A 15,765-nucleotide genomic window follows, 5' to 3' on the forward strand; every position below is an offset into this window, starting at 1 on the left:
GCTGAGCCGAACGAGTGACGCCCCGCTCCCCGCGCGCTGCGGGAGACGGGGCGTCGAGGACGTGCGGGAGATCAGGCTCCGATGGCGTGCAGACCGCCGTCCACGTGGACGATCTCGCCGGTGGTCTTCGGGAACCAGTCGCTCAGCAGGGCGACGACACCGCGGCCGGCCGGCTCGGGGTCCTTCAGGTCCCACTCCAGCGGGGAACGGGAGTCCCACACGGAGGCCAGTTCGCTGAAGCCCGGGATGGACTTGGCGGCCATGGAACCGAGCGGACCCGCCGAGACGAGGTTGCAGCGGATGTTCTGCTTGCCCAGGTCGCGGGCCATGTAGCGGCTGGTGGCCTCCAGGGCCGCCTTGGCCGGGCCCATCCAGTCGTACTGCGGCCAGGCGAACTGCGCGTCGAACGTCAGACCGACGACCGAGCCGCCGTTCTGCATCAGCGGCAGGCAGGCCATGGTCAGCGACTTCAGGGAGTACGCCGAGACGTGCATGGCCGTGGCGACCGACTCGAACGGCGTGTTGAGGAAGTTGCCGCCGAGGGCGTCCTGGGGGGCGAAGCCGATGGAGTGCACGACACCGTCGAGACCGCCGAGCTCCTCGCCGACGATGTCGGCCAGCCGCGCGAGGTGCTCGTCGTTGGTGACGTCGAGCTCGATGACCTTGGTGGGCTTCGGGAGCTTCTTGGCGATGCGCTCGGTCAGCGTGGGCCGGGGGAAGGCGGTGAGGATGACCTCGGCGCCCTGCTCCTGGGCCAGCTTCGCGGTGTGGAAGGCGATGGACGCCTCCGTCAGCACGCCGGTGATCAGGATGCGCTTGCCCTCGAGAATTCCGCTCATGGTGATCAGTGACCCATTCCCAGTCCGCCGTCTACGGGGATGACGGCTCCAGTGATGTACGAGGCGTCGTCGGAGGCGAGGAACCGCACCGTCGCGGCGACCTCCTCGGGCCGGGCGTACCGGCCGAGCGGGACCTGCTTCACGATGGTCTCGCGCTGCTCGTCGGTGAGCGCCTTGGTCATGTCCGTGTCGACGAAGCCGGGTGCGACGACGTTGAAGGTGAGGTTGCGCGAACCCAGCTCACGGGCGAGGGAGCGCGCGAAGCCGACCAGGGCGGCCTTGGAGGCGGCGTAGTTCGCCTGGCCGGGACCACCGTACAGACCCACGACCGACGAGATGAGGACGACGCGGCCCCTCTTGGCGCGCAGCATGCCGCGGTTGGCGCGCTTGACGACGCGGAAGGTGCCGGTGAGGTTGGTGTCGATGACCGAGGTGAAGTCCTCCTCGGACATGCGCATCAGGAGCTGGTCCTTGGTGATGCCGGCGTTGGCGACGAGCACCTCGACGGGGCCGTGCGCCTCCTCGATCTCCTTGTAGGCCTGCTCCACCTGCTCGGCGTCGGTGATGTCGCACTTGACGGCCAGGCAGCCCAGGTCCGTCAGGGCGGCCGGCGGCTCACCCGAGCGGTACGTGATGGCGACCTTGTCGCCGGCATCGGCGAAAGCGCGGGCGATGGCGAGGCCGATGCCCCGGTTGCCTCCGGTGACGAGAACCGAGCGGCTCAACGGATCACCCTTTCGATAGCGGTCTGAATACCCCGCCCGGGCGCCTGGACGACAGGCGGTGATGACAGGCGGCTTCCTCGAAAACCTATCGGTCCGGGCAGGCCCGCGGACAATCGGGCACCGACAGTGGCGTAGGGGACTACCTGTCGGGTCCCTACAGAAAGCCACGAAGCCGGCTCGGGAAAGTCGTGGCCCGCGCGAGGGATGGGCGACATGATCGGAGCAGTCACCACGCACGGCAACCACGGTCACCTCGACAGAAAGAGACGGCGGTGCCTCATACCATCGACGAGGCCTTCACGGCCCTCCCCCTACGCCCCCTCGCCGACGCGGCCCTCGCACGCGCGCGTGCGCTCGGCGCCGAGCACGCGGACTTCCGGTTCGAGCGGGTGCGGGGCGCCTCCTGGCGGTTCCGGGACGCCAAACCCGCCGGGTCGTCGGACACCACCGACCTCGGGTACGCGGTGCGGGTGGTGCACGGCGGTACGTGGGGCTTCGCGTCGGGCGTGGACCTCACCCTGGACGCCGCCGCCAGGGTCGCCGGGCAGGCCGTGGCCATGGCGAAGCTGTCCGCCCAGGTGATCAAGGCGGCGGGGTCGGACGAGCGCGTGGAGCTGGCCCCCGAGCCGGTGCACGCGGACCGGACGTGGATCTCGTCGTACGAGATCGACCCCTTCTCCGTGCCCGACGAGGAGAAGGCCGGCCTGATCGCGGAGTGGAGCGCGCGGCTGCTGGCGGCCGACGGAGTCGACCACGTGGACTCCTCGCTGCTGACGGTCCACGAGAACAAGTTCTACGCCGACACCGCCGGGACCGTGACCACGCAGCAGCGGGTGCGGCTGCACCCGGTGTTCAACGCGGTGTCGGTGGACGAGTCGAGCGGCGAGTTCGACTCCATGCGCACCCTCGCGCCGCCGGTGGGACGCGGCTGGGAGTACCTGACGGGCACCGGCTGGGACTGGGAGGACGAGCTGGAGCGGATCCCGGAGCTGCTCGCCGAGAAGATGCGCGCGCCGAGCGTGCGCCCGGGCCTGTACGACCTGGTCGTCGACCCGTCCAACCTGTGGCTGACCATCCACGAGTCCATCGGGCACGCCACCGAGCTGGACCGGGCGCTCGGCTACGAGGCCGCCTACGCCGGCACCTCCTTCGCCACGTTCGACCAGCTGGGCAGGCTGCGCTACGGCTCCGAGCTGATGAACGTCACCGGCGACCGCACCGCCGAGCACGGCCTGGCCACCATCGGGTACGACGACGAGGGCGTCGCCGGCCAGTCCTGGGACCTGGTCAAGGACGGCACACTCGTCGGCTACCAGCTGGACCGGCGGATCGCGAAGCTGACCGGCTTCGAACGGTCCAACGGCTGCGCCTACGCCGACTCCCCCGGGCACGTGCCGGTGCAGCGCATGGCCAACGTGTCACTGCGGCCGGACCCGGCGGGGATGTCGACCGAGGACCTGATCGGTGGCGTGGAGCGCGGCATCTACGTCGTCGGCGACCGGTCCTGGTCGATCGACATGCAGCGCTACAACTTCCAGTTCACCGGGCAGCGTTTCTACCGCATCGAGAACGGGCGGCTCGCCGGGCAGCTGCGCGATGTGGCCTACCAGGCGACGACCACCGACTTCTGGGGGTCGATGTCCGCGGTGGGCGGGCCGCAGACCTATGTGCTCGGCGGTGCCTTCAACTGCGGCAAGGCCCAGCCGGGCCAGGTCGCGGCCGTCTCGCACGGCTGCCCCTCGGCCCTCTTCAAGGGCGTCAACATTCTGAACACGACCCAGGAGGCCGGTCGATGAGCCCTCGCACCAGCAAGCCGCACGAAGTGGTCGAGCGGGCCCTCGAACTGTCCCGGGCGGACGGCTGTGTCGTCATCGCCGACGAGCAGTCCACCGCCAACCTGCGCTGGGCGGGCAACGCGCTGACCACGAACGGCGTCACGCGCGGGCGCACGCTCACCGTGGTCGCCACCGTCGACGGCAAGGAGGGCACCGCCTCCGGGGTCGTGTCACGCTCCGCCGTCACCCCGGACGAGCTGGAGCCCCTGGTGCGCGCCGCCGAGGCCGCCGCGCGCGGCGCCGGCCCCGCCGAGGACGCGCAGCCGCTGGTCGCGGGCGTGGCGCAGTCGCCGGAGTTCACGGAGGCGCCCGTCGAGACCTCCTCCGCCGTGTTCGCCGACTTCGCCCCCGCGCTCGGCGAGGCCTTCGCCCGCGCGCGGGCGGGCGGGCGGGAGCTCTACGGCTTCGCCAACCACGAGCTGGTGTCGTCGTACGTCGGCACGTCCACCGGGCTGCGGCTGCGGCACGACCAGCCGAACGGGACGCTGGAGCTGAACGCCAAGTCGCCGGACCGGACCCGGTCCGCGTGGGCCGGCCGCTCCACGCGGGACTTCAAGGACGTCGACCCGGCGGCCCTGGACGCGGAGCTGGCGGTGCGCCTGGGGTGGGCCGAGCGGCGCGTGGAGCTGCCCGCCGGGCGCTACGAGACGCTGCTGCCGCCGACGGCCGTGGCGGACCTGCTGATCTACCTGATGTGGTCGGCGTCGGGCCGGGACGCGGTCGAGGGCCGCACGGTCTTCTCCAAGCCGGGCGGGGGCACGCGGGTCGGCGAGAGGCTGACCGACCTGCCGCTGACCCTGCGCAGCGACCCGAACGAGCCGGGCCTGGAGTCGGCGCCCTTCGTGATCGCGCACTCCTCCGGGGGCGACCAGTCGGTGTTCGACAACGGGCTGCCGCTCGCGCCGACCGAGTGGATGCGCGAGGGCGTGCTGCGCCACCTGACGACCAGCCGGCACAGCGCGGGCCTGACCGGCCTGCCGGTGGCGCCGGGCATCGACAACATCGTCCTGGACGGCGGCGAGGACCGTTCCCTGGAGGAGATGGTCGCGAACACCGGGCGCGGGCTGCTGCTGACCTGCCTGTGGTACATCCGCGAGGTCGACCCGGCGACGCTGCTGCTGACGGGCCTGACCCGGGACGGCGTCTACCTCGTCGAGAACGGCGAGGTGACGGGCGAGGTGAACAATTTCCGGTTCAACGAGTCGCCGGTCGGGGTGCTGGGCCGGGCCACGGAGGCCGGGCGGACGGAGAAGACGCTGCCCCGGGAGTGGAGCGACTGGTTCACCAGGGCGGCGATGCCCGCGCTGCGCGTCCCCGATTTCAATATGAGCTCTGTCAGTCAGGGCGTATAACCTCGTAGGCGGCTGTCACCCGACTGCCCGAGGATCATCCGAGGAGATACGAGAACCGTGACGGACATCGTCGACGAGCTGAAGTGGCGCGGGCTGTTCGCCCTGTCCACCGACGAGGACGCTTTGCGCAAGGCGCTCGCGGACGGTCCCGTCACGTTCTATTGCGGCTTCGACCCCACGGCGCCGTCGCTGCACGTGGGGCACCTGGTGCAGGTGCTCACCGTGCGCCGGCTCCAGCAGGCCGGTCACCGGCCGCTGGCGCTGGTCGGCGGTGCCACGGGCCTGATCGGCGACCCGCGCCCGACCGCGGAGCGCACGCTGAACGACCCGGAGACGGTCACCGGCTGGGTCGCCAAGCTGCGCGCCCAGATCGAGCCGTTCCTGGACTTCGAGGGCGACAACGCGGCCGTCATGGTCAACAACCTCGACTGGACGGAGAACCTCTCCGCGATCGAGTTCCTCCGCGACATCGGCAAGCACTTCCGCGTCAACAAGATGCTGACGAAGGACTCCGTGGCCCGGCGCCTGGAGTCCTCCGAGGGCATCAGCTACACGGAGTTCAGCTACCAGCTCCTGCAGGGCATGGACTTCCTGCAGCTGTACCGGCGCTACGGCTGCACGCTCCAGCAGGGCGGCAGCGACCAGTGGGGCAACCTCACGGCGGGTCTGGACCTGATCCACCGCCTGGAGCCCGACGCCACCGCGCACGCGCTGGCCACGCCGCTGATGACCAAGGCGGACGGCACCAAGTTCGGCAAGACCGAGGGCGGCGCCGTCTGGCTCGACCCGGAGATGACGACGCCGTACGCGTTCTACCAGTTCTGGCTGAACGTGGACGACCGGGACATCTCCCGGTACATGCGCATCCTGTCCTTCCGCTCCCGCGAGGAGCTGGAGGAGCTGGAGCGACAGACCGAGGAGCGTCCGCAGGCCCGGGCCGCGCAGCGGGCGCTGGCGGAGGAGCTGACGACGCTGGTGCACGGCGCCGACCAGACGGCCGCCGTGATCGCCGCGTCCAAGGCCCTCTTCGGGCAGGGCGACCTGACGGAGCTCGACGCCCGGACGCTGGCCGCGGCCCTGTCGGAGGTGCCGCACATCCAGGTCGCCGAGCTCGGTCCGACCGTGGACCTGTTCGCCGAGGTCGGTCTGGTGGCGAGCAAATCCGCCGCGCGCCGCACGGTCAAGGAGGGCGGCGCCTACGTGAACAACGTCAAGGTCGCCGGTGAGGACGCCGTCCCCGCGAAGGAGGACCTGCTGCACGGCCGCTGGCTGGTGCTGCGCCGGGGCAAGAAGAATCTGGCCGCCGTCGAGGTCACGGGCGGCTGAGCATCCCGGCGAAGGGGGTGGTCTCCGGTACCGGAGGCCGCCCCCTTCGCCGTACCGGTCATGCCCTGCGTTGTTCTCCCCGGGCGGCGGTCCAGGCCCTGTCGCCCAGACCGACCAGGATGACCGCCATCACCAGCTGGAAGACGTGCCGCCACCAGTCGATCCCGGATGTGGCGTCGACACCGGCCGCCCGGGCGATGGCGTTGCCGGCGATGCCGCCGATGATGCCCAGGATGACGGTCAGCCACAGGGGGAGGTGTTGCTTGCCCGGGATGATCGCCTTCGCGAGCAGGCCGAGCACCAGCCCCACGATGATCGCCCACAACCAGCCCATCACTGCCTCCTCGCACGGCTCGACATGAGCACTACGGCCAGTGTCGGCCCAGGTGCCCTAGGCCGCATGCCGACGGGCGCAGTACGCAGGACGGCGCAGACGCCTCGTCCGGGCGGGGCGCAACCCGGTCTCGTGGCCCTGCCGGCCGCGGCGTAACGTAAGAGCTGTCCCGGCCTGGTTCCCCGGCCGGCCGGGGACGGCTACGGGGCGGGGAGAGTCCGATACGGGCGGATGGTGGAATGCGATGCGGAAGCAGCATGGCGGCGGCAACGTCCAGGTTTTCCGGATCACCGGCGCCCGGACGGGACTCCAGGAGGACGTACGCGGGCGGCAGCGCCGGTACGTGATCTCGATGACGGTCCGCACGATCTCCGTGATCCTCGCGGCCACCCTGTGGAACGTCGAACGGCACGTCGCCATCGTGGCGTTGGTGCTCGGGCTGGTGCTGCCGTACATCGCGGTGGTGATCGCCAACGCGGGGCGTGAGAATGCGCCGTCCCTGCCGTCGACGTTCGTGGTGACGCATGCGCGTCCGATGATCGGCCCGCCTGGTGCGGGTGGAGGGCCGGGGGAATCGGTTGCGGAAGACGCCGTGCCCGGGCCGGGGGCGGGTGCGCCGGGCGAATCGCACGAGCGGTAGGTACGACCCGGGGCGGTTCCGCGGGAGATCGCGGCGGAGCGGGAAGGGAAAGTCAGCTTCCCGCCAAGCTCAAGAAAAGCTCAGATCAATCATGTTGTTCCAGTGCCGGGGCCGGGGTTACCCGTGACATACTTCGTACGCGCTCCGCATCCCCCGTCGGAGCGACGGACCGACGCCGGGCAGCTCCCCCCGTGGCTGCTCGGCGTCGCCTTTTCTGTGTGCTGTGGTGAGACGAACCTGTGAGTGACGAGACGCCCATCTGTTCCGCGAAGGGCTGCCGTGCCGACGCCGTGTGGGTGCTGGCGTGGAACAACCCGAAGATCCACACGCCGGAGCGGCGCAAGACCTGGCTGGCCTGTGAGGAGCACCGCGAGCATCTGTCGCAGTTCCTCGGGGTGCGGGGGTTCTTGAAGGACGTGGTTCTCTTGAAGGACTGGGAAGAGAGCGACGACTGACGTCGCCCTGTCGTCCGCGGGCCGTCTTTGGCTCGTCGCGCAGTTCCCCGCGCCCCCTGGGGGCGATGTCCTAACCCCCGATCGCCGACATCGGGCGGTCCGGCTGTACGAAGCTCGGGTCGTCCAGACCCGCTCCCGCCTTCTTCCCCCACATCGCCAGGCGCCAGATCCGGGCGATCTCCTCGTCCGGGGCGCCGGAGCGCAGCGCGGCGCGCAGGTCCGTCTCCTCCCGGGCGAACAGGCAGGTGCGGACCTGTCCGTCGGCCGTGAGGCGGGTGCGGTCGCACGCCGAGCAGAAGGGGCGCGTGACAGAGGCGATGACGCCCACCACGTGCGGGCCGCCGTCCACCAGCCAGCGCTCGGCCGGAGCCGAGCCGCGCTTCTCCTCACCCTCGGCGGTCAGCTCGAAGCGGGTGCGCAGGGAGGCCAGGATGTCGCCGGCCGTGATCATGCCGTCGCGCTTCCAGCCGTGCTGGGCGTCGAGCGGCATCTGCTCGATGAAGCGCAGCTCGTAGTCGTGCTCCACGGCCCAGGCCAGCAGGTCGGGGGCCTCGTCGTCGTTGAGCCCCGGCATCAGGACCGAGTTGACCTTGACCGGGGTCAGGCCGGCGTCGCGGGCGGCGTACAGGCCCTCGATGACGTCCTTGTGGCGGTCGCGGCGGGTGAGGGTCTTGAAGACGTCCGGGCGGAGCGTGTCCAGGGAGACGTTGACCCGGTCCAGGCCCGCCTCCTTCAGGGCCGCCGCCGTGCGCTTGAGGCCGATGCCGTTGGTGGTCAACGACATCTGGGGGCGGGGGCCGAGCGCCGCGACGCGCTCCACGATGCCGACCAGGCCCGGTCGCAGCAGGGGCTCGCCGCCGGTGAAGCGGACCTCCTCGATCCCGAGGGACGTGACGGCGATGTCGATCAGGCGGACGATCTCGTCGTCCGTGAGCAGATCCGGCTTGGCCAGCCACTGCAGACCCTCCTCGGGCATGCAGTACGTACAGCGCAGATTGCACCGGTCGGTCAGCGAGACCCTCAGGTCGGTGGCCACCCGGCCGTAGGTGTCGATGAGCACGTGGGCCCCCTCCCTCGTCGCGGATCGTGCGTGCGGCACTTTTTCTCCGACACCGCGAGCCTACGTGACCGGACCGGCAACGCCACAGACCCGATCCCACGACGCGGAACGCGGCCGGGCCGCAGGGACCTGGAGGTTCCTACGACGCGGCCGCGCGGGAGGGGTCGTGCTCAGTGGGCTCCGGTGCCGGTCAGCGACCGGACCTCCAGCTCCGCGTACTTCTTGGCGTCGGGCTCCTCCTTGGACAGGACCGTGCCGAGCCAGCCCATGAGGAAGCCGAACGGGATGGAGATGATGCCCGGGTTCTTCAGCGGGAACCAGGCGAAGTCGACCTCGGGGAACATCGCCTTGGGGTCGCCGGAGACGACGGGTGAGAACAGCACCAGGCCGACGGCGACGATCAGGCCGCCGTAGATCGACCAGAGCGCGCCCTGGGTGGTGAAGCGCTTCCAGAACAGGCTGTAGAGGATCGTCGGCAGGTTGGCGGAGGCGGCGACCGCGAAGGCGAGGGCGACCAGGCCGGCCACGTTCAGGTCGCGGGCCAGGGCGCCCAGGCCGATGGAGACGACACCGATGAAGACGGTCGCCCAGCGGGCCGCGCGGACCTCCTCGGCGCCGGAGGCCTTCCCCTTGCGGATGACGTTGGCGTAGATGTCGTGCGCGAAGGAGGACGACGAGGCCAGGGTGAGGCCGGCGACGACGGCGAGGATCGTCGCGAAGGCCACCGCCGAGATGGTGGCGAGCAGGATCGCGCCCCACGTGGAGTCGACACCGCCCAGGTGCAGGGCGAGCAGGGGTGCCGCCGTGTTGCCGGACGGGTTGGAGGCGATGATCTCCTCCTGCGAGATGAGCGCGGCGGCGCCGAAGCCGAGCGCGATCGTCATCAGGTAGAAGCCGCCGATGATGCCGATCGCCCAGTTCACGGACTTCCGGGCGGCCTTGGCGTCGGGCACCGTGTAGAAGCGGATCAGGATGTGCGGCAGGCCGGCGGTGCCCAGCACCAGGGCGATGCCCAGGGAGATGAAGTCCAGCTTGGAGGTGCCGGTCGCGCCGTACTGCAGGCCGGGCTCCAGGAAGGCTGCGCCCTTGCCGCTGTTCTCGGCGGCGGTGCCGAGCAGGTCGGAGATGTTGAAGTCGAACTTCAGCAGCACCAGGAAGGTGATCAGGAGGGTGCCGCCGATGAGCAGCACGGCCTTGACCATCTGGACCCAGGTGGTGCCCTTCATGCCGCCGATGGAGACGTAGACGATCATCAGGATGCCGACGAGGGCGACGATGAGGATCTTGCCGGCGTCGGAGGTGATGCCGAGCAGCAGCGAGACGAGGACGCCCGCTCCGGCCATCTGCGCGAGCAGGTAGAAGATCGACACGACGATCGTGGAGGTGCCGGCCGCGGTGCGCACGGGGCGCTGGCGCATGCGGTACGCGAGGACGTCGCCCATGGTGTAGCGGCCGGAGTTCCGCAGTGGCTCGGCCACCAGGAGCAGGGCGACGAGCCAGGCGACCAGGAAACCGATGGAGTACAGGAAGCCGTCGTATCCGAAGATGGCGATCGCGCCCGCGATGCCGAGGAACGAGGCGGCGGACATGTAGTCGCCGGAGACGGCGAGGCCGTTCTGGAAGGCGCTGAACTGACGGCCGCCGGCGTAGAAGTCGGCGGCGTCCTTGGTCTGGCGGCCCGCCCAGATGGTGATGCCGAGGGTCGCGAGGACGAACAGCGCGAACAGGGTGATGATCAGCGGGCGGTGCTCGCTGGCCTCGTTCGCGGCGAGGAAGGTCTGCTGTACGGGGCTCATGCGCCGCTCTCCATCCGGGTCTTGATGGCCTCGGCCTTGGGGTCGAGCTTCGCGGCGGCGTGCCGCGAGTACCACCAGGCGATGAGGAACGTGGTGACGAACTGGGCGACGCCGAGGACGAAGGCGACGTTGATGTTGCCGAACAGCTTGGTGCCCATGAAGCCGCCCGCGTAGTTCGAGAGCAGGACGTACAGCAGGTACCAGGTGATGAAGCCGACGGTCAGCGGGAAGGCGAAGGAGCGGTAGGAGCGGCGCAGTTCACCGAACTCCGCACTCTCGTGCACCTCGGCGAACTCCTCGGGTGAGGGGAGCTTGTGTTGCTCTTTCGAGGGGGGCGGTGCGTCGGTGGCCACGAAAGTCTCCTCGCAAGGACGGCAGCGGTTGTGAACGTGGGCGGAGGCGCGTGTCCTCGCGCTCCTTGTTCAACGTCACGGCGGCGCGTGAGAACCGGTTCAAACACCCGGCGTTGTTTCCGAAGTCGTTTCGACAAAGCGTTGCTGGCCAGCGAGAGGCCGGGATAGCTTCACCCTGCACCACCACGTCATGTACCTGCCCGGGCACCATCTGTGCCCCGGGCCGGTTTCGTTTCCGGAGATGTGGAGACCCCATGTCGCACTTGCGTTCCAGACGCCGGCTCGCTCTCGCCGTGCCCGTCGTGCTGTCCCTGACGGCCTCGCTGGGCTTCCTGCCCGCCGCCGCGTCGGCTGCCCCGCAGGCGGAGTCGGCCGTCCGGACGGACGACGCGCCGAAGTTGGCGTACGTCGTCAACACCAAGACGGACCGCCACACGATCGCCTCGGTGAAGAAGGCGATCGGGAAGGCCGACGGCTCGGTCGTGGCCACGTACGCGCGCATAGGCGTGCTCGTCGTCCACTCCTCGAACCCCGACTTCGCGAAGACGATCCGCACGGTGCGCGGGGTCCAGTCCGCGGGCGCGACGCGGACCACGCCGCTGGCCCCCGCGGGGACGAAGGAGGAGGGCGCGGTCGAGTACCTGACGGCCGCCCAGGCGAAGCGCACCGAGGCCGCCTCGGCGACGACGCCCGACAGTGAGCCCCTCGAAGCGGACCAGTGGGATCTGCGCGCGATCGGCGCCGACAAGGCCGCGCGGATCAACCCGGGCAGCCGCAAGGTGACCGTCGCCGTGATCGACACGGGTGTGGACGACACCCACCCCGACATAGCCCCGAACTTCTCCGCCTCCCAGTCCGCCAACTGCGCGGGCGGCAAGCCCGACACCACTGAGGGCGCCTGGCGGCCGTACACCGCCGAGGACTACCACGGCACGCATGTCGCGGGTGAGATAGCCGCTGCCCGCAACGGCGTGGGCGTGGCGGGTGTCGCTCCCGGTGTGAAGGTGTCCAGCATCAACGTGACCGACCGGGCGAACGGCCTCTTCTACCCGGAGAGCGTCGTGTGCGCGTTCGTGTTCGCCGCCGACCATGGCGTGGAGATCACGAACAACAGCTACTACGTCGACCCGTGGCTGTACAACTGCATGGACGACCCGGACCAGCGGGCCATCGTCGACGCGGTCAACCGGGCGCAGCTGTACGCCCAGAAGAAGGGCACGCTGAACGTCGCCGCGGCGGGCAACTCCAACCACGACCTGGACTCGGACGCGATCGTCGACGACTCCAGCCCGGACGACTCCACCCCCGTCGAGCGCACCATCGACCCGCACGAGTGCTTCGACGTGCCGAACCAGCTGCCGGGTGTCGTCACGGTGAGCTCGACGGGCGTCGACAACGTCAAGTCGTACTTCTCGACGTACGGCAAGGGCGTCGTGGACGTCGCCGCGCCGGGTGGCGACCGCCGCTACCAGATCCCGGACACGCCGTCCAAGGACGGCCGCATCCTCTCCACCCTGCCGAACGGCGCGTGGGGCTTCCTGCAGGGCACCTCGATGGCCTCGCCGCACGCCTCGGGCGTCGCCGCGCTGCTGAAGTCCAAGCACCCCGGGGCGTCTCCGGCCCGGCTGCAGGCGCTGCTGAAGGCGCAGGCCGACGAGACCGCCTGCCCCGCCTCCTACGACCAGGACGGCGACGGCACACAGGACGCGGTCTGCAAGGGCGGCAAGCGTCTCAACGGCTTCTACGGCCACGGCATCGTCAACGCGCTGCGCGCGGTCAAGTGACCCGGCCCGCCACCGAGACCTCCGCACCATCAGCTCGTACCGTGAACGAACTGGAGACACCATGACTGCGCCGTACGCGCGCTACCGTCGCGCCGTCGCGATCCCGGCCGGGATGGCCATGGCCACGGCCCTCGCCTTCCTGCCGAACACCGCGGCCACGGCCGCGGAGGACGCCCCGGCCCCCACCGCGGCCGAGGCGACCCCGCTCAGCTACGTCGTCAACGTCAAGCCGGGGCACGGCACTTCCGCGCACGTGAAGAAGGCCGTCGCCAAGGCGGGCGGCACGATCGTGACGTCGTACGACCAGATCGGCGTGATCGTCGTCCACTCCTCGAACGCCGACTTCGCCAAGACGATCCGCACGGTGCGCGGTGTGCAGTCGGCGGGGGCCACCCGCACCGCGCCGCTGCCCTCGGCGTCGACGGGCGACCTGGGTGCGCCGAAGGTGCTGAGCGCGGCCGAGGTCGCCGCGGCCGATGCCCCGGCCGGACAGGACCCGCTGCAGCCCCAGCAGTGGGACCTGCCCGCCATCAAGGCGGACAAGGCACACGAAAAGACCCTGGGCAGCAAGAAGGTCACGGTCGCCGTGATCGACACCGGCGTGGACGACACCCACCCCGACATCGCGCCCAACTTCGACCGCGAGGCATCGGTCAACTGCGTGTCGGGCAAGCCGGACACGGCCGACGGGGCCTGGCGGCCGAGTGCAGAGGAGAGCCCGCACGGCACCCACGTCGCCGGTGAGATCGCCGCCGCCAAGAACGGCATCGGCATGACCGGTGTCGCGCCCGGGGTGAAGGTCTCCGGCATCAAGGTGTCCACCACAGCCGGCTTCTTCTACACGGAGGCCGTGGTGTGCGGCTTCGTGTGGGCGGCCGAGCACGGGGTCGACGTGACGAACAACAGCTATTACACGGACCCCTGGTACTTCAACTGCAAGAACGACCCGGACCAGAAGGCGCTCGTGGACGCCGTCACCCGGGCCTCGCGGTACGCGGAGAAGAAGGGCGCGGTCAACGTCGCCGCGGCCGGCAACGAGAACTACGACCTCGCCTCGGACGAGATCACCGACCCGTCGTCCCCGAACGACACCACGCCGGGCGACCGGGTCGTCGACCCCTCGAAGTGCCTCGACATCCCGACCCAGCTGCCGGGTGTCGTCACGGTCGCCTCGACGGGCGCGAAGGGCATCAAGTCGTCGTTCTCGAACTACGGTCTGGGCGTGGCGGACATAGCCGCCCCGGGCGGTGACTCGACCGCCTACCAGAAGCCGGAGGCGCCGGCCACGAGCGGCCTCATCCTGGGCACGCTGCCCGGCGGCAAGTGGGGCTACATGGCCGGTACGTCGATGGCGTCCCCGCACGTCGCGGGCGTCGCCGCCCTCATCAAGTCGACGCACCCGCACGCCTCTCCGGCCCTGGTGAAGGCCCTGCTGTACGCGGAGGCCGACGCCACGCCGTGCACGGACCCGTACGACATCAACGGCGACGGCAAGGTCGACGCGGTGTGCGAGGGCTCCAAGAACCGCAACGGTTTCTACGGCTGGGGCATCGCGGACGCGCTGGACGCGGTGACCAAGTAGAGCTCGTGTGAAGGAGATCAGGGCCGGACGGGACACCCGTCCGGCCCGCTTCGCGTCTGCGGCAGGATTCCTCGTCATGGACGTGTACGAGAATCCGGCGACCTGGACGGCCCGGCCCGTGCGGCCGCGGTGGCAGTTGGCCCTGCGGTTCGCCGGGAGTGTGGTGTGGTTCCCGGTGGTGTGTGTGATGTGGGCGGCGATGTTCGCCGTGATTCTCGTACTGAGCCTGTTCGCCGATGCCGTCACCCCCTTCAGCAATTCCTTCGAAGGCCGCTTCCTCAAGGTCACGGACCGGGCGCTCGGCACTGTGATGCGTCTGGCCTCCTGGTGCGTGTCCTGGCGGGAGCTGCGTCACGAGGGCGACGTCCCGTACTACAAGGCGCGCGTGGAGAAGGCGGTGGGCAAGTGGACCGCCCGGGCCTCCGCACCGGCCCGGCCGAAGAAGCCGAGGCCGCCCGTGGAGTGCGCGATACCGCTGCGGGACTACCGAGGAGTCGGCGGGTGGTACGTCGCCGAAGTCGCGCTCGCGCAGGGCTGGGAACCGAGGCCGACGGACGAGGACAAGGAGGTGCGGCTGTGGTGGTCGGCCGCATCCGGGGTCGGATGACTTTCCGCCGGCTTGCCCGGCCGTGTGAAGGTTGGTGAAGATCCTGGGGTGACCCAGACACAACCCCCGCCCGGGCCGGCCGATCGGCACGGGTCCGCGCGGCGCAGCGCAGCCGGTCGGGCCGTCGCCGCCTTGGTGCTGGTGGCATCGGCCGCGCTGATCCCCCTGCTCGGCCCGTCCGCCGCGCTGCACGGCACCGGGGAGGCCGAAGCGCCCGGCGCCGGCGGGATCGCCCTGCTGCGCACGGTGCTGTTCGCGGCGCTGTGCGTACCCGTCGGCGAACTGTTCGTGAACCGCCTGGCGCGGTCGCTGCCCGGCAGGGAGACCCCTCCCGCTCGTCTGCCCCGCAGTTGGTCCCGGCTCGCGGCCGGCGCCGGTTTCCTCGCCGCCCTCGGTCTCGCCGCGGTCGTGGCCACCGGCAACCGCGTACCGGGCCAGGGGGCGGACATCGACCTCGGGGGGCTCTACGCCTCCCGGGACGGCAGGCTCGCCCTGCTCGAGGTCAACGCGTTCCTGGTGGCGGGGCTGTGCGCCGCGTCGCGCCGGCCGGTCACGCAGGTCTGGCCACTGGCCGCCGTGGTCGTCGCCGAGGCGCTGCGCGCCCACCCCACGGCCGAGCACGCTCCGCTGACCGGGACCGGGCTGACGCTCGTTCATCTGACCTGCGCGGCACTGTGGGCGGGCGGCCTGCTGCACGCGCTGCGCGTCCTGCGGCTGTGGTCCGGCCGTCACGATCCGGCGGCGGGCGCGGCCCTGCTGGGCCTCTACGCGCGCGTGGCGTTCGTCCTGCTCGCCGCCGTCACGGCGACGGGCGTGTGGAGTTCCCTGCGCCGGATGCCGCCGGAGACGATCCTGGAGCAGCTGACCGGGACGGCGTACGGGCGCGCCCTGCTCGCCAAGGTGCTGCTCGTGGCGGTCGCCGCCGCCCTCGCGGTGGGGGCCCGGCGGCGGTTGCGCCGGGCTGCCGATCCGCTGACCGCGTGTGCTCCGGCCCGGGCGGAGGTCGTCGCCCTGGGCCTGGCGGTCGCGGTGTCCGGGGTCCTGACGGCGCTTCCGGTGCCCATCCGCTGGTGACGC

General features: G+C 70.6%; 15 protein-coding genes. 9 read left to right on the plus strand and 6 right to left on the minus strand.

The window, feature by feature from the left end; genetic code table 11:
* Window positions 1-71: 71 nt before the first annotated feature.
* A complete protein-coding gene (gene fabI, locus AB0F04_RS07345) occupies window positions 72-839 on the minus strand; it encodes an enoyl-ACP reductase FabI (protein WP_362038762.1) in 768 nt (255 codons plus the stop codon).
* A 5-nt stretch (window positions 840-844) separates the two neighbouring features.
* Window positions 845-1,564: a 3-oxoacyl-[acyl-carrier-protein] reductase gene (fabG, locus tag AB0F04_RS07350; RefSeq protein ID WP_362038765.1), complete on the minus strand. Its 720-nt coding sequence runs from the start codon at window positions 1,562-1,564 to the stop codon at window positions 845-847.
* 272 nt (window positions 1,565-1,836) lie between these two features.
* Between fabG and AB0F04_RS07355 the strand changes: the two genes are divergently transcribed.
* Genes AB0F04_RS07355 through tyrS form a run of 3 tightly spaced genes read left to right on the plus strand, consistent with a single transcriptional unit; the run spans window position 1,837 to window position 6,077 of the window.
* A complete protein-coding gene (locus tag AB0F04_RS07355) occupies window positions 1,837-3,360 on the plus strand; it encodes a TldD/PmbA family protein (RefSeq protein ID WP_362038767.1) in 1,524 nt (507 codons plus the stop codon).
* Window positions 3,357-4,751, plus strand: coding sequence for a metallopeptidase TldD-related protein (locus AB0F04_RS07360; RefSeq protein WP_362038769.1), 1,395 nt, complete (start codon window positions 3,357-3,359; stop codon window positions 4,749-4,751). Before AB0F04_RS07355 ends, AB0F04_RS07360 begins: the two co-directional genes overlap by 4 nt.
* Before the next feature lie 57 nt (window positions 4,752-4,808).
* Window positions 4,809-6,077, plus strand: coding sequence for a tyrosine--tRNA ligase (gene tyrS, locus AB0F04_RS07365; RefSeq protein WP_362038771.1), 1,269 nt, complete (start codon window positions 4,809-4,811; stop codon window positions 6,075-6,077).
* Window positions 6,078-6,135: 58 nt separating this feature from the next.
* Here tyrS and AB0F04_RS07370 read toward each other — a convergent pair whose 3' ends face one another.
* On the minus strand, window positions 6,136-6,411 hold the full coding sequence (locus tag AB0F04_RS07370; RefSeq protein WP_362038773.1) for a GlsB/YeaQ/YmgE family stress response membrane protein: 276 nt from the start codon (window positions 6,409-6,411) through the stop codon (window positions 6,136-6,138).
* Between the two features lie 244 nt (window positions 6,412-6,655).
* On the opposite strand from AB0F04_RS07370, the gene AB0F04_RS07375 reads away from it, so the two are divergent.
* Window positions 6,656-7,051, plus strand: coding sequence for a DUF3099 domain-containing protein (locus AB0F04_RS07375; protein ID WP_362038775.1), 396 nt, complete (start codon window positions 6,656-6,658; stop codon window positions 7,049-7,051).
* 239 nt (window positions 7,052-7,290) lie between these two features.
* Window positions 7,291-7,506, plus strand: a complete 216-nt coding sequence (locus AB0F04_RS07380) for a hypothetical protein (RefSeq protein ID WP_362038778.1) — start codon at window positions 7,291-7,293, stop codon at window positions 7,504-7,506.
* Window positions 7,507-7,576: 70 nt separating this feature from the next.
* On the opposite strand, the gene moaA is transcribed toward AB0F04_RS07380, so the two are convergent.
* The 3 genes from moaA to AB0F04_RS07395 form a co-directional block, all read right to left on the minus strand.
* Window positions 7,577-8,566: a GTP 3',8-cyclase MoaA gene (moaA, locus tag AB0F04_RS07385; RefSeq protein ID WP_362038780.1), complete on the minus strand. Its 990-nt coding sequence runs from the start codon at window positions 8,564-8,566 to the stop codon at window positions 7,577-7,579.
* Window positions 8,567-8,736: 170 nt separating this feature from the next.
* On the minus strand, window positions 8,737-10,362 hold the full coding sequence (locus tag AB0F04_RS07390; RefSeq protein WP_362038781.1) for a cation acetate symporter: 1,626 nt from the start codon (window positions 10,360-10,362) through the stop codon (window positions 8,737-8,739).
* Window positions 10,359-10,715 (minus strand): DUF485 domain-containing protein, encoded by a 357-nt coding sequence (locus tag AB0F04_RS07395; protein WP_362038783.1) that lies wholly within the window; start codon window positions 10,713-10,715, stop codon window positions 10,359-10,361. The genes AB0F04_RS07390 and AB0F04_RS07395 overlap by 4 nt, the downstream gene beginning before the upstream one ends.
* Window positions 10,716-10,969: 254 nt before the next feature.
* Here AB0F04_RS07395 and AB0F04_RS07400 point away from each other — a divergent pair, with 254 nt between their 5' ends.
* The 4 genes from AB0F04_RS07400 to AB0F04_RS07415 all read left to right on the plus strand — a co-directional run bounded on the left by AB0F04_RS07400 (window position 10,970) and on the right by AB0F04_RS07415 (window position 15,762).
* A complete protein-coding gene (locus tag AB0F04_RS07400) occupies window positions 10,970-12,499 on the plus strand; it encodes a S8 family serine peptidase (protein ID WP_362038785.1) in 1,530 nt (509 codons plus the stop codon).
* Between the two features lie 61 nt (window positions 12,500-12,560).
* The gene (locus AB0F04_RS07405; RefSeq protein WP_362038787.1) at window positions 12,561-14,081 is read left to right on the plus strand and encodes a S8 family serine peptidase; all 1,521 of its coding nucleotides are present in this window, start codon (window positions 12,561-12,563) and stop codon (window positions 14,079-14,081) included.
* Window positions 14,082-14,088: 7 nt separating this feature from the next.
* A complete protein-coding gene (locus tag AB0F04_RS07410; protein WP_362038789.1) occupies window positions 14,089-14,688 on the plus strand; it encodes a hypothetical protein in 600 nt (199 codons plus the stop codon).
* 48 nt (window positions 14,689-14,736) lie between these two features.
* Window positions 14,737-15,762, plus strand: a complete 1,026-nt coding sequence (locus AB0F04_RS07415) for a CopD family protein (RefSeq protein ID WP_362038791.1) — start codon at window positions 14,737-14,739, stop codon at window positions 15,760-15,762.
* Window positions 15,763-15,765: the final 3 nt, after the last annotated feature.

Source organism: Streptomyces sp. NPDC029041, assembly GCF_040637515.1.
Lineage (GTDB): Bacteria > Actinomycetota > Actinomycetes > Streptomycetales > Streptomycetaceae > Streptomyces.